Origin of the sequence: Bradyrhizobium sp. CCBAU 51753 (assembly GCF_015291565.1) — a bacterium.
GTDB classification, from domain to species: domain Bacteria; phylum Pseudomonadota; class Alphaproteobacteria; order Rhizobiales; family Xanthobacteraceae; genus Bradyrhizobium; species Bradyrhizobium ivorense.
Genome location: NZ_CP030037.1, coordinates 8,436,281 through 8,454,522 on the forward strand (window position 1 = coordinate 8,436,281; position 18,242 = coordinate 8,454,522).

Consider the following 18,242-nt stretch of genomic DNA (forward strand, 5'->3'; position numbering starts at 1 on the left):
TCGGCCGCGGCCACGGGACAGATTGGCGCAGTAGATATGCCATAGGGCGGATTACCCTAGCGCATCACGATCCCACCGCGGTCATTGCGAGCGAAGCGAAGCAATCCATGTCTCCGCGTATGCCGCACGATGGATTGCTTCGCGGAGCCTGTCATCGGGCGCGCGTTCGCGCGACCCGTTGGCTCGCAATGACGGCAGAGCTCAAAACAGCGGCGGAATCTGTCCGACCTTGAGCGGGCCCAAGAACACCGCGCCGTCGGCGAAGCGCAGCGGGAAGCTGCGGGCCTTCTTGCCTTCGAGCACGGCGTCCTTGCCGAGCGAATTGATGCCGGCGGAAATGCCGGCATTGGCGTTCTGCTTGATCACCTTGCCGAGGCCGGGGATCGCGCGGTCGAGCGCGCCGAACAAATTGCTGACGTCCTGGCTCTTCACGCCGGGCGCGACGCGATCGAGCGTCGACTGCGGCACGCCCTCCTCCAGCATCTTGTCGATGCCGAGCGCGGGGATCACGCGCTCGATGCCGGCGACCGTCATCTGCAGCTCGCCCTCGATGCGGCCCTGCGCGTTGAGGCGCAGCGTGCCGGCGGCGACCGAGAGCAGATCGCCCTGCTCGATCCGCGACTGCTGGATCTCGACACTGCCGCCGGCGGCCTGGATCTCACGGAAGCGGTCGGGCCACGGTTTTGGCGAAAAATCCTTGAGGCCGTTGAGCCGGGCATGAATGTCGGCGTTGAACGGCTGGGTCAGCAGCGGATGCACGTCCTGCAGGGTGCCGCCATTGATCTGCAGCACGGTTTCGATCGCGGGACTGTCCGGCGCCGATCCGTCGACCTGCCGGCCGTGCAGCTCGATATGGTTGACGCGCGCGACCGGCAGCGGCGCCGGGCCGCCGATCCGATCGATCGCAAGATCGTCGAATAAAAGCGAGGCGCGCTGCGGCACCGCCGGCAGCCCGACCACGCTGCTGCGCCCGCTGCGCCAGTTGATCGACAGGTTCGGCTGCGCGCCGCGCTCGGCGAGCGTCGCCGGTCCCTTGAACTCGGCGATGACGAGTTTTGGATCGTAGACCTGCGCCACCACGAGGATTTCAGCGAGCCGCGCCACGAACGCCATTTGCGGCGCGGCGGTCTGCGACACCAGCATCACGCTCGGATCGGTGCAGCGGACCTCGAAGCGGAACGGGTAACCCGCCACCGAGCGGTTGCCGCAATCATAGACCCGGCCGGCCTTTGCCTCCTGCGCCCGCCAGGCATCGGCCTGCACGCCGACCTGCGAGGCGGCAAACCACCAGAAGGCGCTCCACAGCACGGCGGCGATGAGCACCAGGGCGGGCACGAGATAGAGGCCGAAGCGCGAGCGACGGCGCGGTGTCAGATCGGACATGCGGGTCCTTTGACGTGCGAATTTGTCAAAATCTAAGCGGTAGCAAGCCTTAAGCAACCCTTGAGGACTCGAAGACCCCCCGTAAGCGCCGCTTCAGTGCCCTTTGGAAACATCACGAAATCTGCTTCGCCTGAGCGATTTGTTCTGCTAGCCCATCAGCGCAATGGCAGCAAATCCTCAAAGCTCCGAAACCGCTGACGGCGACCTCTGGGTGTTCGGCTACGGCTCGCTGATGTGGAAGCCGGGCTTCGCGTTCCTGGAACAGACGCCGGCGCGGCTGATCGGCGAGCATCGCGCACTCTGCGTCTATTCGTTCGACCACCGCGGCACGCCGGAGAAGCCGGGCCTCGTGCTCGGGCTCGACCGCGGCGGCGCCTGCCGCGGCATCGCGTTCCGCGTCGCCGCGCACCTGCGCAACGACACCATCGCCTATCTGCGCGGCCGCGAGCAGACCACCAATGTCTATCGCGAGGTGATGCGCTCGGTGTGGCTGGAGAACGAGGCGCGCGATCGGGTCAGTGCGCTGGCCTATGTGGTCGATCGCGGCCATGTGCAATATGCCGGCCGGCTGTCGCTGGCCGAGCAGCTCCGCCTGGTGCAGCAGGGCCACGGCCGCTCCGGCGACAACCGCGACTATGTGCTCTCGACGGTCGCCGCGATCGAGAAGCAGGGTTTTCGCGACGCGCAGCTGCATCAGCTTGCAGCGATGCTGCGCGATGCCGGGACACTGCATCACGATGCGCGCGCGGGTGGTGGAGGGATCGAGCCGGGCTGAGGCACGGGCGTTTGCTTCAGCAACGATCCGTAGGCTCTAGGCCGACACCGAGATATGATCCGGCGGCAGCCCGGCGCGGTAGCGATCGACCATCGCCTGATAGGCGGACTCGATATGCCGCGCGAACGAAGCAGTGTCGAACAGCGGTGCGGTCAGGCGATTGCGCTCGAGCTTGGCTTTGACGGCGGCGAGTTCATCGGGATGTTTGGCAAGCCGCACGGCGAGGTCTTCGAACTGCTCCGCCGTTTGCGCGATCAGTTCGGGCAGGCCGACCGCCGTGAGCAGGCTCGCGGCTACCCTGCCCGCAAACGTCGGGCCGATCCGGGTCACCACCGGCAGCCCGGCCCACAGCGCGTCGCTGGCGGTGGTGTGCGCGTTGTAGGGCAGCGTATCGAGGAACAGGTCGGCGAGGCGGTGACGCGCCAGATGCTCCGCCGGATCGAGCCGGCCGGCGAAGACCAGGCGGGCCGGGTTGATACCTCTCGCGCGGGCCTCCTTGCGCAGATTGCCGATCGCGGTCTGGTTCTCGGCCACCAGCCAGAGCACGCTGCCGTCGACGGCACCGAGGATGCGCATCCAGCTTGCGAACGTCTCGGGCAGGATCTTGTGGCTGTTGTTGAAGCAGCAGAACACGAAGCCGTCGTCGGGCAGGTCGAACTCGCGCCGGGTGAACGGCCGATCGGTCACCGGCCGCTTGCGGTCGTTGGGCTGATAGCTGTGCGGTAGCCGGACCAGCTTCTCCGCGTAACAGGCGGCGTCCAACTCCGGCAGGACGGTCGCATCGCCGATGATGTAGTCGATATAGGGCGCCCCCATCGTCCCGGGATAGCCGAGATAATTGACCTGGATCGGCGCCGGACGCAGCGCAAAGATATTGCTGCGCGCGCCCTTGGTGAAACCGTTGAGATCGACCAGGATGTCGATCTCCGCGTCCGCGATCGCGCGCGCGACCTCGGCATCCGGCCGCGCTTCGCAGGCGGCAAAATTGTCGAACGACTTGATCAGGCGGGCGCGGATGTCGGAGGCGTCGTCCGGTCCGATCGAATAGCCGAACAGATCGAACCGCGTCCGGTCATGCAGCTCGAACAATTCCGCGATCAGATACGCGGTGGCGTGCTTGCGGAAATCGGTGGAGACGTAGCCGAGGCGGATCCTGTCGTGGGCGCGGGGCGCAGCTCGCCACAGCGGCTTTGGCGCCGCGGGATGCCGCTGCGTCACCCAGGCCTCGGCGCAGCGTTGATGATCTTTGGCGGCGTCCGACAGCGACAGCAGCGCGAATGGCCCGCAGCTCGCTTTGCCCGCGTGCACCGACGCCGTGAGGCGCGCGACCTCGTCGCCGAGGCGGTCCCAATTGCACAGCCGCATCTTGGTGTGAAGCCGTGCCCCCTCGACGCCCTCCAGATCGGGCTTCAGCGACAGCGCCTGGTCGTAAGCGCTGAAGGCTTCGTCATAGCGGCCGAGATCGTAGAGCGCATTGCCGCGGCCGAGCCACGCCTCCGCGAGGCGCGGATTGATCGCCAGCGCCCGCTCATAGGCCGCTAGCGCCTCGGCGGCGCGGCCGAGCAGCAGCAGCGTCTTGGCCTTGTTGGCATGGGCTTCGGCATAGGCCCCGTTCAGCGCAACCGCCCGGTCGAAATCGGCGACCGCTAGTCCATATTGCTCGAGATCGTTGTAGACCGTGCCGCGATTGTTCCAGGTCTCGGCCGTGCGCGGATTGAGCGCCAGCGCCTTGCTAAAGTTCTCCAGCGCCTGCTGCGGCTTGCCGAGATGCTTGGAGATCAGCCCGTAATTGTAGAACGACACGTCCGACTGCTGATTGAGCGAGGTCGCGCGGGCGATCAGCGGCTCGGCCTCAGCAAAGCGCTCCATGCTCATGAGAACAACGACCAGGAGGTTGAGCGCCGGGACATTCGAGCGATCGCTCTTGACGACGCGGCGGAACAGCTCCTCGGCGCGCCTGAAGTCGCGGCCGTTGAGCGCGGCCAGCCCGTCATTGAAGGTCTTGGCGATCACGGACATTGCAGCTCACAGCATCAGGATCGGATCACCACACGCAGCAACGCCGGCCGCAACCGCCGGGCGAGGTTACCGCGGATGGTGCAAACGCGTCCAGCCTCGACGGCAAGGAACAGTGCCGTCCAGTGAGCGAATGCCAAAATCCTCACCTGGGACGGCGTGGCGGAGGCATTTATTGCGGGAATGTTGCTGCGCACCGCGGCCTCACCGGCGATCCGGCGAAACGCGGCGGCGGTGTGGCGGCGCGCTGTGACATTTAAGCTTTTGCATTACGGCGCAGGCGGATAGAAGCTCCCAGCAACGACGCCGATGCTGATGCAATGAACCTCTCCGCGCCCTTTGTCCGCCGACCGGTCGGCACCACGCTGCTGTCGCTTGGGCTCGTGGTGGCTGGCGTCATTGCGTTCTTCAAGCTGCCGGTGTCGCCGCTGCCCGACGTCGACATTCCGACCATCATGGTGCAGGCGACGCTGCCCGGCGCGAGCCCGGCGGACGTCGCCGCCACCGTGGCGAGCCCGCTCGAGCGCCACCTCGGCCAGATCGCCAGCGTCACCGAGATGACATCGATGAGCTCGCTCGGTTCCGCCCGCATCACCCTGCAGTTCGACATCGACCGCGACATCAACGGAGCGGCGCGCGACGTGCAGGCGGCGATCAACGCGGCGCGCGCCGACCTGCCGACCAATCTGCGCGCCAATCCGACCTACCGCAAATTCAATCCGGCCTCGGCGCCGATCCTGATCTACACGCTGACGTCGGACACGCTTACGCCGGCCGAGCTGTACGACGCCGCCTCGACCGTGCTGGCGCAAAAGCTCTCGCAGGTCGCCGGCGTCGGCGAAGTCTCGGTCGGCGGCGGCTCGCTGCCCGCGGTGCGGGTCGAGCTGATCCCGCCGGCGCTCAACAAATACGGCATCGGGCTGGAAGACGTCCGCGCCGCGATCGCCAGCGCCAATGCGCACAGCCCGAAGGGCGGCATCGACGTCGGCGAGCAGCGCTACCAGATCTATGCCAACGACCAGGCGCGGAAGGCGGACGACTACAAGCCGCTGGTCGTCGCCTACCGCAACGGCGCGCCGGTGCGGCTGACCGACGTCGGCGACGTCATCGATTCCGTGGAAAACGTGCGCACCATCGGGCTTGCCAACGGCAAGCCGGCGATCGTGATGATCGTGTACCGACAGCCGGGCGCCAACATCATCCAGATGGTCGACCAGGTGAAGTCGCTGATGCCGCAGCTGAAGGCCTCGGTCTCGCCCGCCATCGACATCAACCTCGCGATGGACCGCTCGAAGACCATCCGCGCCTCGCTGCACGACGTCGAGATCACGCTCTTGGTCGCCGTCGCGCTGGTGATCTTGGTGGTGTTCGCGTTCCTGCGCAGTGCGCGGGCCACGCTGGTGCCCGTGGTGGCGGTCGGGGTGTCGCTGATCGCGACCTTCGCCGTGATGTACCTGCTCGGCTACACGCTCGACATCTTCTCCCTGATGGCGCTGACGGTCGCGACCGGGTTCGTGGTCGACGACGCCATCGTGGTGCTGGAAAACATCAGCCGCCACCTCGATGCCGGGATGTCGCGGCTGCAGGCGACGCTGCTCGGCACCCGCGAGGTCGGCTTCACCGTACTGTCGATGAGCGTGTCGCTGATCGCGGTGTTCGTGCCGATCCTGTTGATGGGCGGCCTGGTCGGCCGCCTGTTCCGCGAATTCGCCATGACCATCACGATCGCGATCGTGATCTCGCTGGTGGTCTCGCTGACCACGACGCCGATGATGTGCGCCGTGCTGCTGCGCAGCGAGCGCGGCCGGCAGCACGGGCGGATCTACTGGATCAGCGAGCGGATCTTCGAACTGATGCTGGGCGGCTACCGGCGAACGCTGGCGCTCGCGCTGCGCCACCCGCTGATGGTGATGCTAATCCTCGGCTCGACCCTTTATCTGAACTTCCACCTCTACGCCGTGGTGCCCAAGGGCTTTGTGCCGCAGCAGGACACCGGCCTCCTGATCGGCTCGATCCAGGCCGACCAGAGCACCTCGTTCCAGCTGATGAAGCAGAAGCTGACGCAGTTCATCGAGATCGTCAAAAGCGATCCGGCGGTCGATACCGCGGTCGGCTTCACCGGCGGCGGCGGCGCGGGCCCGGGCGGCGCCACCAACACCGGCACGGTGTTCGCCTCGCTGAAGCCGATGAGCGAACGCAACCTGCGCGCCGACCGGGTGATCGAGCGGCTGCGCGACAAGCTCTCGGAGGTCGCGGGCGCCACGCTGTTCCTGCAATCGGTCGGCGATCTCGGCGCCGGCGGGCGTTCCGGTAACGCCGCCTATCAATACACGCTGCAGGGCTCGACCTTCGAGGAGCTGAACGAGTGGACGCCAAAGCTCGTCGCCGCGCTGCAGAAGGAGCCGTTGCTGGCCGACGTCAACACGGACCAGCAGAACAAGGCGCTGCAATCCAATCTGGTGATCGATCGCGATTCGGTCGCCCGCCTCGGCCTCACCATCAGCCAGATCGACAACACGCTCTATGACGCGTTCGGGCAGCGCCAGGTCTCGACCATCTTCGTCGCGCGCAACCAGTATCACGTCATCATGGAGGTCGCGCCGCGCTATTCGCAGAATCCGGAGACCTTGAAGGAGGTCTATATCTCCACCGCGGGCGGATCGGCGACCGGCACCCAGAGCACCAACGCGGTGGCCGGAACGGTGGCCTCGTCATCGCAGACGAGTTCGCTCAGCGCAGTCGCCGCCAATGCGGTGCGCAACCAGGCCACCAACTCGATCGGCGCCACCGGCAAGGGTGTCGCCTCGACCGGGACCGCGGTCTCGACCAGCGCGGAGACGATGATCCCGCTGTCGAGCGTAGCCCGCTTCGAGCCGGGCGAGACGCCGCTTGCGGTCAATCACCAGGACCTCCTGGTCGCCAGCACCATCTCCTTCAACCTGCCGCCGGGCGCCTCGCTTGGCACAGCTACCACGGTGATCGAGAGGGTGATGCACGAGATCGGCATGCCGGCGGGAATTCATGGCGGCTTCGCGGGGACCGCCAAGATCTTCCAGCAGGCGCTGGCCAACGAAATCTTTCTGATCCTGGCGGCGCTGGCGACGATCTACATCTCGCTCGGCATGCTCTACGAGAGCTACATCCATCCGCTGACCATCCTCTCCACCTTGCCCTCGGCCGGCGTCGGTGCGGTGGCGGCGCTGATGCTGTCGCGGACCGATTTCGACATCATCGGCGCGATCGGCGTAATCCTGCTGATCGGCATCGTGAAGAAGAACGCCATCATGATGATCGACTTCGCGCTCGACGCCGAACGGCAACGCGGGCTGTCGTCGCGCGATGCGATTTACGAGGCCTGCCTGATGCGGTTCCGGCCGATCATGATGACGACGCTCGCCGCGCTGTTCGGCGCGGTGCCGCTGATGATCGGTTTCGGCGAGGGCAGCGAGCTGCGCCAGCCGCTCGGCATCGCGATCTTCGGCGGCCTGATCCTGAGCCAGATCCTGACGCTCTACACGACGCCGGTGGTCTACCTCTATCTCGACCGCGCCCGGCTCTGGACCCAGCGGCGGCGCGCTGCACGCCGCGCGCGGAGGGCAGCGTCGAACCCGTCTTGACCTCCGGTCGTTGACAGACCGGTGCTGACCTTGCCAACCTGCGGTCAGAGACAGCGCAAGGAACCGATCCGTGACTCTCGCACCGGAACTCGTAGTCACGCGCTGGTTCAACGCCGGCGAACCGCTGACTTTGGCCGCGCTGCGCGGCCGGCCGGTGCTGCTGCACGCCTTCCAGATGCTGTGCCCCGGCTGCGTCGCGCACGGCACGCCGCAGACGCAGCGCGCCTTCGAGCTGTTCAAGCATTCCGACCTGCAGGTGATCGGCCTGCACACCGTATTCGAGCACCACGACGCGATGACGCCGGTGTCGCTGGAAGCGTTCATTCACGAGTACCGGCTGACCTTTCCGATCGGCGTCGACCAGCCCGGCGAGGACACGCCGATCCCGGTGACGATGCAGCGCTATGGCATGCAGGGCACGCCGACCAGCATCCTGATCGGGCGCGACGGCAACATCGTGCATCACGGTTTTGGGCAGCAGAGCGACATGGCGCTGGGTGCCATCATCGCCGCGGAGCTCGCCAATACGCCGGGGTGATGCCGGCCAGCGCCGGCTGCAACCCGCTCGCGCGGCTGCGTTGTAACGACGTCGCGAAAGGCGTGGTAGCGTTTGACCAATCGGAAGCATCGTCTGCCAGGATCGGGAGGATACCGTGAAAACCTACCAGCTCTACATCAACGGCCAGTATGTCGACCCCGCCAATGGCGAATGGTTCGAGACGATCGATCCCTATCGCGGCGAGGCCTGGGCAAAGATCCCGCGCGGCACCGCCGCCGACGCCGACAAGGCGGTGAAGGCCGCCAATGAGGCGATGTGGAACGGCCCCTGGGCCAAGATGACGGCATCCGCGCGCGGCAAGGCGATGCGCAAGCTCGGCGATCTCGTCGCCGCCAATGCCGAGCGCCTCGCCGAGATCGAGGTGCGCGACAACGGCAAGCTGATGGCGGAGATGCTGGGCCAGCTGCGCTACCATCCGGAATGGTGGTGGTATTTTGGCGGCCTCGTCGACAAGCTCGAAGGCGGCCTGGTGCCGATCGACAAGGCGGAGACCTTTGCCTACACCACCCATGAGCCGGTCGGCGTGGTCGCGGCGCTCACCGCCTGGAATTCGCCGCTGCTGTTCGTCGCCTGGAAATGCGCCGCCGCGCTCGCCGCCGGCTGCGCCGTCGTCGTCAAGCCGTCGGAATTCACCTCGGCCAGCACGCTGGAATTCGCGGCGCTGACCAAAGAGGCCGGGATTCCCGACGGCATCTTCAACGTGGTGACCGGCTTCGGGCCCGAGGCCGGCGCCGCGCTGATCTCGCACCCGGGGGTGGCAAAAATCACCTTCACCGGGTCCGACACGACCGGCGCAAGAGTCTACGAGACCGCCGCGAAGAGCCTGAAGCGCGTCTCGCTCGAGCTCGGCGGCAAGTCGCCCAACATCGTGTTCGAGGATGCCGACCTCACGGCGGCCGCCGCCGGCGCGATCTCCGGCATTTTTGCGGCGACCGGCCAGACCTGCATCGCCGGATCGCGGCTGCTGGTGCAGAGCTCGATCAAGGAAAAATTCGTCGCGCGCGTGCTGGAGCTGGCGAAATCCGCCAAGATCGGCGATCCCAGCAAGCCCGACACCAATGTCGGCCCGATCACGACGCCGGCGCAGTACAAGAAGGTGCTCGACTATATCGACATCGCCAAAGCCGAGGGCGCGCGCTGCCTGCTCGGCGGCAAGCCGGCCTCCGGCGACGGCATCATGGGCGGCCAGTTCGTCGAACCGACTATCTTCACCGATGTCGACAACTCGATGCGGATCGCGCGCGAAGAGGTGTTCGGGCCGGTGCTGTCGATCATCTCCTTCGACACCGAGGAGGACGCCATCCGGATCGCCAACGACACCATCTACGGCCTCGCCGCCGGCATCTGGACCAAGGATCTCGCCCGCGCCATCCGCGTGCCGAAGCAGCTGCGCGCCGGCACCGTGTGGGTGAACACCTATCGCGCCATCAGCTACATGATGCCATTCGGCGGCATGAAGTTCTCCGGCGTCGGCCGCGAGAGCGGCATCGACGCGGTGCGCGAATATCAGGAAACCAAGAGCGTCTGGATCTCGACCGCACAGGACGTGCCGGCCAATCCGTTCGTGATGCGGTGAGCGGCTGCGGCCTCGCGCACGCTCACAGATAGCGCTTGGCCACCAACAGGAAGCCGAGGACGCCGCTGGTCACGGCGACGACCGCGATGCCGTTCCAGAGGCTGAGATAGGCAGCCGACCAGTACGTCACGGTCGCAGCCTTGTTCGGTTTCTTCGGCATGTGTGGCCATTCGAATCGGCGCCGCCGCCTGGTCAACACGGGCGACGGCGCCTGTCTGAGAGAGCTTCTTGCGAAGCCGCTGCCAACCTAGGCGGCCTTGATGAACGGTTCGTTTATCTGGCCGAGCGTTGGCCGCTGTCTTCAGAACGAAGCGTACGCGTTGCGGAACGCGATCGCGCCGGCCAGCGACCTCGGCCGTGCGCGAACACCATGACCATCGTTGCCGCTCTGCACGATCCATTGACCGTTCTGCTGGCCGACGATCTTGCCGACATGGTGACGCCACACCACGATGGTGCCGATCGACGGGCCGCCGGCATTGCTGCCGTAGCGCGCCCAGGATCGCGCCAGGTTGTACTGCGGCCCCGGATCGCTGCCGACCTGCGTACGCATGTACCAGCCGCACCACGCTGCCGGACGGCCGGAATGTGCATGATGCCGATGACGGTGGTGGCTGCGGGCTTCGGCAGCAGATGAAACGAATGCCGACAGCACGGCAGCTGCAACCAGGATTTTACGCATAACAATAGTCCTTCTTGCTGTTGGCGGGAGACCATCCATTGTGTGTGAGGGGACGTCGCGGATGATCCCGCGATCAATTGCGAAGCGACCGCATCGGTCGGGCGACGCAACACAGGGCGGGCAAAGGCCCGCCCGGCCGTTTAAGGTGCGGGCTATGGCCAAAATGTGGCTCGTAATTCTCGCCCAGCAGAACGCAATGACGTGATTTCGGCCTGGTTGTCACAGAGGCATTCCGGCATCAGCTGCGCGAGCTGCCGGATCACCACGCAGCGGCATCTGCTTGCCGTGGCCGTTGTGGCGCGAGCGGCGGACGTACGAACAGCGACGGTAAAACTGCCGCGGCAGGGCCAGCGTGACCGCGCAAAAAGATCGCGCTATCCTCCTAGGACAAAAATCAAGAGCAAGAGGAAGCCCCCATCGTGTACGACTACATTATCGTCGGCGGCGGCTCGGCGGGGTCGGTGCTGGCCCACCGGCTGTCGGCCAAGAGCGCCAACAAGGTTCTGCTGTGCGAAGCCGGGCAGGACACGCCGCCCGGCAACGAGCCGGCCGAGATCCGGGACAGCTATCCAGGTACCGCCTATTTCGATCCGCGCTTCCACTGGACCGAGCTCAAGGTCACGACCCAGGTCGTCAGCCACAACAATCCGGACGAACGGCGCCCTCCCTTGCGCAAATACGAACAGGCGCGCGTGCTCGGCGGCGGCTCGTCGATCAACGGGCAGATGGCCAACCGCGGTGCGCCGACCGACTACGATGAATGGGAATCGCGCGGCGCCGCCGGGTGGAGCTGGAACGACGTGCTGCCGTTCTTCAAAAAGGTCGAACGCGATCTCGATTTCGACGGACCGTACCACGGCAAGGACGGCCGTATTCCGGTGCGCAGAATCCCAAGGGAGCACTGGACGCGGCATTCACAGGCTTTTGCCGAAGCATTCCAGCAAGCCGGCCATCAATTCATACCGGACCAGAACGGCGAGTTCGTCGACGGCTATTTCCCGGTAACGCACTCCAACCAGGCCGAGCAGCGCGTCTCGGCCGCCATGGGCTATCTCGACCGCGAGACGCGCCAGCGCGCCAACCTCACGATCTCCACCAACACCCAGGTCAGAGAACTGCTGTTCGAAGGCACGCAATGCGTCGGCGTGAAGGCGAAGGTCGACGGACGCGAGCAGGAATTCCGCGGCCGCGAGATCATTCTGTCCAGCGGCGCCATCCATTCGCCGGCGCATCTGCTGCGCGCCGGCATCGGCCCGGTCGGCCATCTCCGCGACATGGGCATTCCGGTCCGGATGGGCCTCGCCGGCGTCGGCCAGCGCCTGATGGATCACCCCTCGATTTCGCTGTCGTCCTTTGTCCGCCGCGGCGCGCGCATGAACGAGCACACCAGGCGGCACATGCAGCTCGGCCTGCGTTATTCGTCCGGGCTGCCTGATGTGCCGAAGGGCGACATGTTCGTCGTCGTGCTCAGCAAGTCGGCCTGGCACGCGGTCGGCGCGCAGATCGGCTCACTGCTGACATTCGTGAACAAGACCTATTCCGAGACCGGACAGATCAAGCTGGCCTCGCGCGAGCCTGAGGCGGAGCCGATCGTCGAGTTCAATCTGCTGTCTGACCGGCGCGATCTCGACCGCCTGATGAGCGGTTTCCGCAAGATGGCCGCCGTCCAGATGAGCGATGCGGTCAAGGCGGTGACGGACAAGCCGTTCCCAGCCTCCTATACCGACCGCGTGCGCAAGATCGGCGTCGTCAACAACAAGAACAGAATCCTGACCAACATCGCCGCGATGCTGATGGACGGCCCGGCAGCGCTGCGCCACTACATGATCGACAATTTCGTGGTCGAAGGCTTCAGCTTCGATGACGTGATCAACGACGATGAGGCGCTGGAAAGCTTCGTGCGCAAGGGCACCATCGGCGTGTGGCACGCCTCATGCTCTTGCCGCATGGGGCGCGCCGATGATCCGATGGCAGTGGTCGATACCCAGGGCCGCGTCAGGGGCATCCAGGGTCTGCGCGTCGTCGACGCCTCGATCTTCCCGGTGGTGCCATGCGCCAACACCAATTTTCCGGTGCTGATGTCGGCGGAGAAGATCGCAGCAGCAATGCAGTGACGAGCTCCGCTCCGATGGAATCGGAACGGAGCTCTAGATTCTCGTTTTGACGCGTTTTCTTCACGCGAACCGGCGTCCACTTCGCTGGAAAACGCTCTCTAGTGCATCGCCATCGGGTTGCCGCCGTCGACGACGATGGTCTGCCCGGTGACGCTCTCCATCCGGCAATAGGCCACCACGAGCTCGGCGATGTCATCGGCGCTGCCGGTGCGTCCGAGGACCGACTGGGCGCGCGCCGACTGCCGCATGGCTTCGGGCACCCGATCGGCCATGCGCGTGCCTTCCACCAGGCCCGGCGCGATGCAGTTGACGGTGACTTCGGGCGCCAGCGTGACGGCCAGGCAATGCGTGAGATGGATCAACCCCGCCTTGCTGACCGCATAAGCGATGCTGCTGCCACCCGGCACGAGCCCGGCAATCGACGCGATGTTGACGACGCGGCCGGCCTTGTGCCGCCGAAGTTCGGCGGCAAAGGCCCGCGCGAGCAGAAATGGGCCGCGGGTATTGGTTTCCTGAATCCGATCCCAGATCTCGGGCGTCAGCGCGTCGAGCTCCTTGAACGGGATGCCGACATTCCACGCGGCGTTGTTGATCAGAATGTCCAACCGACCAAAATGCCCGGTGACGGCCGTAACGCACGCATCGATCGAGTTGGGATCACGCTGATCCAGCTGCACTGCGTGGCTGCGCCGGCCAGCGATCCGCAGCGCCTCGACCAACTCACCCGCGCGCGCCGCTTCCCCGACATAGGAAACCGCAACGTCCGCACCGGCGGCGGCGAGAGCCCGGGCAATCGCTTCGCCGATTCCGCCCGTGCCGCCGGTGACCAATGCGACCTTTCCTTTGAGATCCATAGCTTTCTCCTCGTTCGCACCAACGGCACCGCTCGGAGCCAAGGATACACGTTTCAACGCGGCCGGCAAAAATCGCGCGCCCAAGCCCTGTGGCATCGTCGCCATGCCCGTCGCGGCACGTCACAGCCGTCGCGCGAACGTCACATGCGCGTCAGCCAACGCCGGTAGTCAATGCCTCCTCCTCGAAACCACCCGCGCAAATTGCGCCGCGAAGATGGGGCATCACATGAATCTGAAGACGTTGCTTTCATTGATATCGGCGATGTCGCTCGCCGCATCGCTTTCCGGCGTTGCGCCGGCGCAGGCCGATCAGGACGGCAAGGATCGCGACAACGGCTCCGGCGATTTCCGCAATCAGGGCCAGGATGGTGATCAGGGCGGGGACCGCCAGGGCGGTGGCCATCACGGCCGCAAGCCGCGCGTGGTGCTGATCTCGCTGGACGGCGCCAAGCCCGATTTCATCAAGAAATTCATCGACGAAGGCGTGCTGCCGCGTGACGGCGGCCTGGCGCGGCTGAGCCGCCGCGGCGCGGTGGCAACGCAGAACGTGACGGCCTCGCCCTCGCTCACCGCGGTGTCGCACATCGCGATCGCCACCGGCTCGACCGCGGTCCACAACGACATCCCGTCGAACACCTTCGAGGCGGTGGTCGCCCCGATCACGTCGAGCATCAGCGGCTTCGCAGCGCCGATCGGCGGCTATCAGGAGAGCCCGCTCGGACCGTCGCCGCGTCCCGCCGCGGCGCCGCTGTGGGTGCAGCTGCGCCAGCAGGGCAAGAAGGTCGCCACCGCGACCTGGCCGGGCGGCGACGGCGCCGACATCTCCATCAACGGCACCGTGGTGCAGCCCTCCACACCGACCCGTGTCACCGACTATACCGTGCCGTTCGGGGCGTTCGGCGGCATCGGGGCCCAGGGCTTCTCGCTTACCCGCGCCAACTTCGTCTCGGATCCGGCGATCGTCGCCGCCGTGCAGGCCTCCGGCCACTTCTCGTACAGCCCGGTGCTGGCCACGTCGGCGCCGATCGAGACGTTTTCGTGCTCCTCGGCACAGACCGCGACCTGCTCGAGCGGGCAGACGCTCGACGTCAAATACGCGATCCGGGTGGCTGCGCTCGACACCACCAACGACAACAAGGTGAACTACGACACGCTGGTGTTCTTCGACACGACGCGCGGCATCACCGCAGGCCCGTTCCTAGCGCCCTCGACCGGCCCGGCCTACGCCAAGCTCGGCGGCGAGAATGCGCCGTTCTTCTTTGAAGGCAGCGGAGCCAAGGTCGGCGCCGCCTACTTCGTCTCGGCGCTGGCGCCCGACCTTTCGGCGGTGCGCTTCGCCCGCTACGGCGCCAACTTCATCCCGCGCAACACGCCGGTGCTGGCCGATGTCGACGACATCAACAACAACATCGGGTTCTGGCGTCCGCAGGGTGACTTCCGCATTCCGGAGCGGTTGAGCCCCGGCTTTGCCAACTTCCCCGACCTCGAGATCGAGACAATGTACGAGGACATGGTGAAGACCTTCGTGCGCTATCAGGCCGATATCGGCGAGCGCGCGATCAAGAACCATCCCGACGCCGACCTCGTGATGGTCTACCTCGAGGAGCCCGATGGCTCCGAGCATCAGTTCCTGCTCACCGACCGCCGCCAGGGCACCAACCCGACCGACCCGAATTCGATCGGCGCCGGCCAGGACCCCGCCAAGGTGGCCCGCTACGCCTCGTACATCCGCTTCGCCTATCAGGCCGCCGACAAGGCGGTGAAGCAGATCGCCGATGCCGCCGGCCACAACGCCAACGTCATCGTCGTGTCGGACCACGGCTTCGCACCGTTCCACACCTCGGTCAGCATGACCAACATCCTGCGCAATGCCGGCATCGACACCAGCAAGCTGGGGATCCGCACCTCGGGTCCCGCGGTCAATATTTATGTCAACGAGCAGGGCCGCGAGCAGGGCGGCACCGTCGACGTTGCGACCTACAACGCGCTGGTGACGCAGATCACCAACGCGGTGAAGAGCGCGGTCGATCCCAACCCGCGGTTCAACTTCTCGCTCACGAACGGGCAGATCTTCACCGTGGTGGAGACCCGGCCGTTGCAATGCAGCGCCGGGCCCGGGCTGTGCACCAGCAAGACCATCGGCCAGGACTTCGGCGATGTGTTCGCGCTGATGGCGCCGGGCTACAATTTCGACGGCATCCAGAACCCCGGCGTCGCCCGCCTCGGCGATCCCTCGTTCAACGCGGCGACCACCACGCTATCGATGCCGAACTTCTACGGCGCCCATGGCCACGATCCCGAGTTGCCGACGATGAGCGCGACCTTCATCGCCGCCGGCCCGCAGATCCGCGAGGGCACCTCGATTCGGCGCATGCGCAACATCGACGTCGCCCCGACCATCATGAAGATCCTCGGCGTCAAGCCCAATCAGGTCGATGGCGAGGTGCTGCACGAGGTCCTGCGCTGACGATGGGCTGATCAAGCCTCATCCGGTGGGCGCTGCCCGGCGCCCACCGGACTTCGCCTGTGGTGCAGCCCGGCCGCTGCGCTCACTTTTACGCGAGCCGGCGCGGGGCTGCCGGGCCATCCGTTGCTGATGCCCCGATCGATCGCTTCGACCTCCGCCCGCTCGCCCGGCGAGGGACAGGCCAAGCAAGCCCCCGCAGCCCCGGCATTTGGCTGCGTCCGCTTCCACCTCCGGAGCGGAGCGCGGAACGTCCGAAGAACAAATTCAATTTCTTGCCCTCTTTGATGGACACCCTTGCCGGTGCCTCGAACCAATGTGCCGCGCCTGCCGGAGAGGCGCAGCTGCGGCGCGATCGCGTGACATAACGTCAGCAAACAAGTATTTTCATCGGCCCGCCGTCCCGGCCCATTGAGGATTCCCAGTAAATTTTTCCCGCAAGGAGGACGGATCTGATTTCTCTCCGCATCCCGTTGGCGCTTCTTTCGATATCGCTGGGCGCCATCGCCGCCGTGTGGTGGTGGCTGGGCATACCTGTCCACCTGGTGCGCGCACCGCTCGATCCTGATGACAAGGTGCAATGCATCTCCTACGCGCCGTTCCGCAACAACCAGACGTCGCTGGAGCCGGCGACGAAGGTATCACGGGAGCAGATCGCGGAAGATCTCGCCGACCTCGCCAAAATATCCAACTGCATTCGCACCTATGCGAACGATCTGGGGCTCGACCAGATTCCCGAACTTGCTGCCAAGGCCGGGCTGAAGGTCATTCAGGGCATTTTCCTCGACCGTGACCGGCCGAAGAACGCAACGCAGGTCGCGACCGCGATCCGCCTCGCCAAGGAATATCCGGACACCATCATCGCGCTCGTGGTCGGCAACGAGGTGCTGCTGCGCAAGGAAATGTCGGCGTCCGACCTCGGCACGCTGATCCGCTCGATCAAAGCGCAGGTCACCGTGCCCGTCACCTACGCCGACGTCTGGGAGTTCTGGCTCAGCAATCGCGAACTCGCCGACGCCGTCGATTTCATCACCATTCACATCCTGCCCTATTGGGAGAATATCCCGATCCCCGCCGAACGTGCCGCCGCGCATGCCGACAAGATTCGCCAGGAGGTCGCGGCGGTGTTTCCGGGCAAAGAGATCTTCATCGGAGAAGTCGGGTGGCCGAGCCAAGGGCGGATGCGCGAGTCGTCGCTGGCCTCGCCGGTCAATCAGGCGCGGGTGGTCTCGGAGGTGCTCGACCTCGCCAAGCGCGAGCATTTCCGCGTCAATCTGTTCGAGGCCTATGACGAATCGTGGAAGCGGGAGATCGAGGGCACGATCGGCGGATATTGGGGCCTGTTCGATTCCGAGCAGCGCAAGCCGAAATATCCGCCCGGCGTTCCGATCAGCAACTTCCCGCGCTGGAAGCTGCAGATGGGCGCCGGGATGGCGCTGGCGATCCTGGTGTTCGCGACGGCGTGGCTGACCTCGCGCCGCAAGCCGAGGGAGGCCAGCCTCGCGTCATGGATCGCGGTCGGACTGTCGGCGACGACGGCCGGAATCCTGTTCGGCGTCGCCGCCCAGAAGATGGCCTATGAAAGTTACGGCGCGGGCGGCTGGCTGCTGTGGGGCGCGCTGCTGGCGGCGGCGACGGCTTCGCCGCTGTTCGGCGCCAACGCCCTGATGTCGGGTCGCGCAGCGCCCAGTTTTCTGGAGGTGCTGGGTCCGAAGGGCTACCAGACCGAATCGGTGCTGGCGACCATGCACGGATTGGACTGGATCGTCACCATCGTGATCGGCACGGCGACCGCCATCGGCCTCGTGTTCGATCCGCGCTTCATCGATTTTCCCTATGCGGCACTGAGCATGGCGGCGCTGCCGTTTGCGGCGGTGACGCTGCTCAATCCTCCCGGCAAGGGCATCCGCCCGATGGCGGAATCGATCTTTGCCGGGATTTTTTTCGCAGCTGCGATCTATACCGGGCTCAACGAAGGGCCGGCCAATTGGCAGGCGCTGTGGACCTGCGCGGCCTTCCTGCTGCTTGCGCTCACGCTATGGCGGGCGCGTGCCTGAGCTAAGTGGTCCGATTCCGTCGAGGGAGGTCCATAAACCGCAGCGCAGGGGTTAGCCGCAATCGCTCTGCAGGCAGAGCAATCGCGCTGGCGCAGCCGCAGGTCCGATCCGCTAGATCATCACCATGCCCAGGTTCAACTGGACG

General features: G+C 65.7%; 12 protein-coding genes. 7 read left to right on the forward strand and 5 right to left on the reverse strand.

Annotation, left to right across the window (positions count from 1 at the left end):
* Positions 1-201 precede the first annotated feature (201 nt).
* Positions 202-1,383, reverse strand: coding sequence for a DUF2125 domain-containing protein (locus XH93_RS38815; protein WP_194471484.1), 1,182 nt, complete (start codon positions 1,381-1,383; stop codon positions 202-204).
* Positions 1,384-1,546: 163 nt separating this feature from the next.
* Between XH93_RS38815 and XH93_RS38820 the strand changes: the two genes are divergently transcribed.
* Positions 1,547-2,158, forward strand: coding sequence for a gamma-glutamylcyclotransferase (locus XH93_RS38820; protein WP_194471485.1), 612 nt, complete (start codon positions 1,547-1,549; stop codon positions 2,156-2,158).
* A 36-nt stretch (positions 2,159-2,194) separates the two neighbouring features.
* On the opposite strand, the gene XH93_RS38825 is transcribed toward XH93_RS38820, so the two are convergent.
* Positions 2,195-4,177: a glycosyltransferase family 41 protein gene (locus XH93_RS38825; protein ID WP_194471486.1), complete on the reverse strand. Its 1,983-nt coding sequence runs from the start codon at positions 4,175-4,177 to the stop codon at positions 2,195-2,197.
* Between the two features lie 317 nt (positions 4,178-4,494).
* Between XH93_RS38825 and XH93_RS38830 the strand changes: the two genes are divergently transcribed.
* From XH93_RS38830 to XH93_RS38840, 3 genes are all read left to right on the forward strand, one after another.
* Positions 4,495-7,791, forward strand: coding sequence for an efflux RND transporter permease subunit (locus XH93_RS38830; RefSeq protein ID WP_194471487.1), 3,297 nt, complete (start codon positions 4,495-4,497; stop codon positions 7,789-7,791).
* Positions 7,792-7,861: 70 nt separating this feature from the next.
* A complete protein-coding gene (locus XH93_RS38835; protein ID WP_194471488.1) occupies positions 7,862-8,329 on the forward strand; it encodes a peroxiredoxin in 468 nt (155 codons plus the stop codon).
* A 115-nt stretch (positions 8,330-8,444) separates the two neighbouring features.
* A complete protein-coding gene (locus XH93_RS38840; protein WP_139486747.1) occupies positions 8,445-9,926 on the forward strand; it encodes an aldehyde dehydrogenase in 1,482 nt (493 codons plus the stop codon).
* A 22-nt stretch (positions 9,927-9,948) separates the two neighbouring features.
* Here XH93_RS38840 and XH93_RS38845 read toward each other — a convergent pair whose 3' ends face one another.
* Together XH93_RS38845 and XH93_RS38850 are read right to left on the reverse strand one after the other, a co-directional pair.
* Positions 9,949-10,086, reverse strand: a complete 138-nt coding sequence (locus tag XH93_RS38845) for a hypothetical protein (RefSeq protein WP_194471489.1) — start codon at positions 10,084-10,086, stop codon at positions 9,949-9,951.
* 141 nt (positions 10,087-10,227) lie between these two features.
* Entirely contained in the window at positions 10,228-10,608 is a 381-nt protein-coding gene (locus XH93_RS38850) for a hypothetical protein (RefSeq protein ID WP_246799430.1), read from the reverse strand.
* Positions 10,609-11,027: 419 nt separating this feature from the next.
* Here XH93_RS38850 and XH93_RS38855 point away from each other — a divergent pair, with 419 nt between their 5' ends.
* Positions 11,028-12,722 (forward strand): GMC family oxidoreductase, encoded by a 1,695-nt coding sequence (locus XH93_RS38855; RefSeq protein WP_194471490.1) that lies wholly within the window; start codon positions 11,028-11,030, stop codon positions 12,720-12,722.
* Positions 12,723-12,820: 98 nt separating this feature from the next.
* Here XH93_RS38855 and XH93_RS38860 read toward each other — a convergent pair whose 3' ends face one another.
* Complete coding sequence (locus tag XH93_RS38860; protein ID WP_194471491.1) at positions 12,821-13,576, reverse strand: SDR family NAD(P)-dependent oxidoreductase; 756 nt, start codon at positions 13,574-13,576, stop codon at positions 12,821-12,823.
* Between the two features lie 226 nt (positions 13,577-13,802).
* On the opposite strand from XH93_RS38860, the gene XH93_RS38865 reads away from it, so the two are divergent.
* Positions 13,803-16,043, forward strand: coding sequence for an alkaline phosphatase family protein (locus XH93_RS38865; protein WP_194471492.1), 2,241 nt, complete (start codon positions 13,803-13,805; stop codon positions 16,041-16,043).
* Between the two features lie 470 nt (positions 16,044-16,513).
* The gene (locus XH93_RS38870) at positions 16,514-18,097 is read left to right on the forward strand and encodes a beta-(1-6) glucans synthase (protein WP_246799431.1); all 1,584 of its coding nucleotides are present in this window, start codon (positions 16,514-16,516) and stop codon (positions 18,095-18,097) included.
* Positions 18,098-18,242: the final 145 nt, after the last annotated feature.

What these genes read in the sequence shown, in the direction of transcription:
- XH93_RS38815 (WP_194471484.1), bottom strand. Translation starts at nt 1,383, where the DNA reads ATGTCCGATCTGACACCGCGCCGTCGCTCGCGCTTCGGCCTCTATCTC.
- XH93_RS38820 (WP_194471485.1), top strand. Translation starts at nt 1,547, where the DNA reads ATGGCAGCAAATCCTCAAAGCTCCGAAACCGCTGACGGCGACCTCTGG.
- XH93_RS38825 (WP_194471486.1), bottom strand. Translation starts at nt 4,177, where the DNA reads ATGTCCGTGATCGCCAAGACCTTCAATGACGGGCTGGCCGCGCTCAAC.
- XH93_RS38830 (WP_194471487.1), top strand. Translation starts at nt 4,495, where the DNA reads ATGAACCTCTCCGCGCCCTTTGTCCGCCGACCGGTCGGCACCACGCTG.
- XH93_RS38845 (WP_194471489.1), bottom strand. Translation starts at nt 10,086, where the DNA reads ATGCCGAAGAAACCGAACAAGGCTGCGACCGTGACGTACTGGTCGGCT.
- XH93_RS38850 (WP_246799430.1), bottom strand. Translation starts at nt 10,608, where the DNA reads ATGCGTAAAATCCTGGTTGCAGCTGCCGTGCTGTCGGCATTCGTTTCA.
- XH93_RS38860 (WP_194471491.1), bottom strand. Translation starts at nt 13,576, where the DNA reads ATGGATCTCAAAGGAAAGGTCGCATTGGTCACCGGCGGCACGGGCGGA.
- XH93_RS38865 (WP_194471492.1), top strand. Translation starts at nt 13,803, where the DNA reads ATGAATCTGAAGACGTTGCTTTCATTGATATCGGCGATGTCGCTCGCC.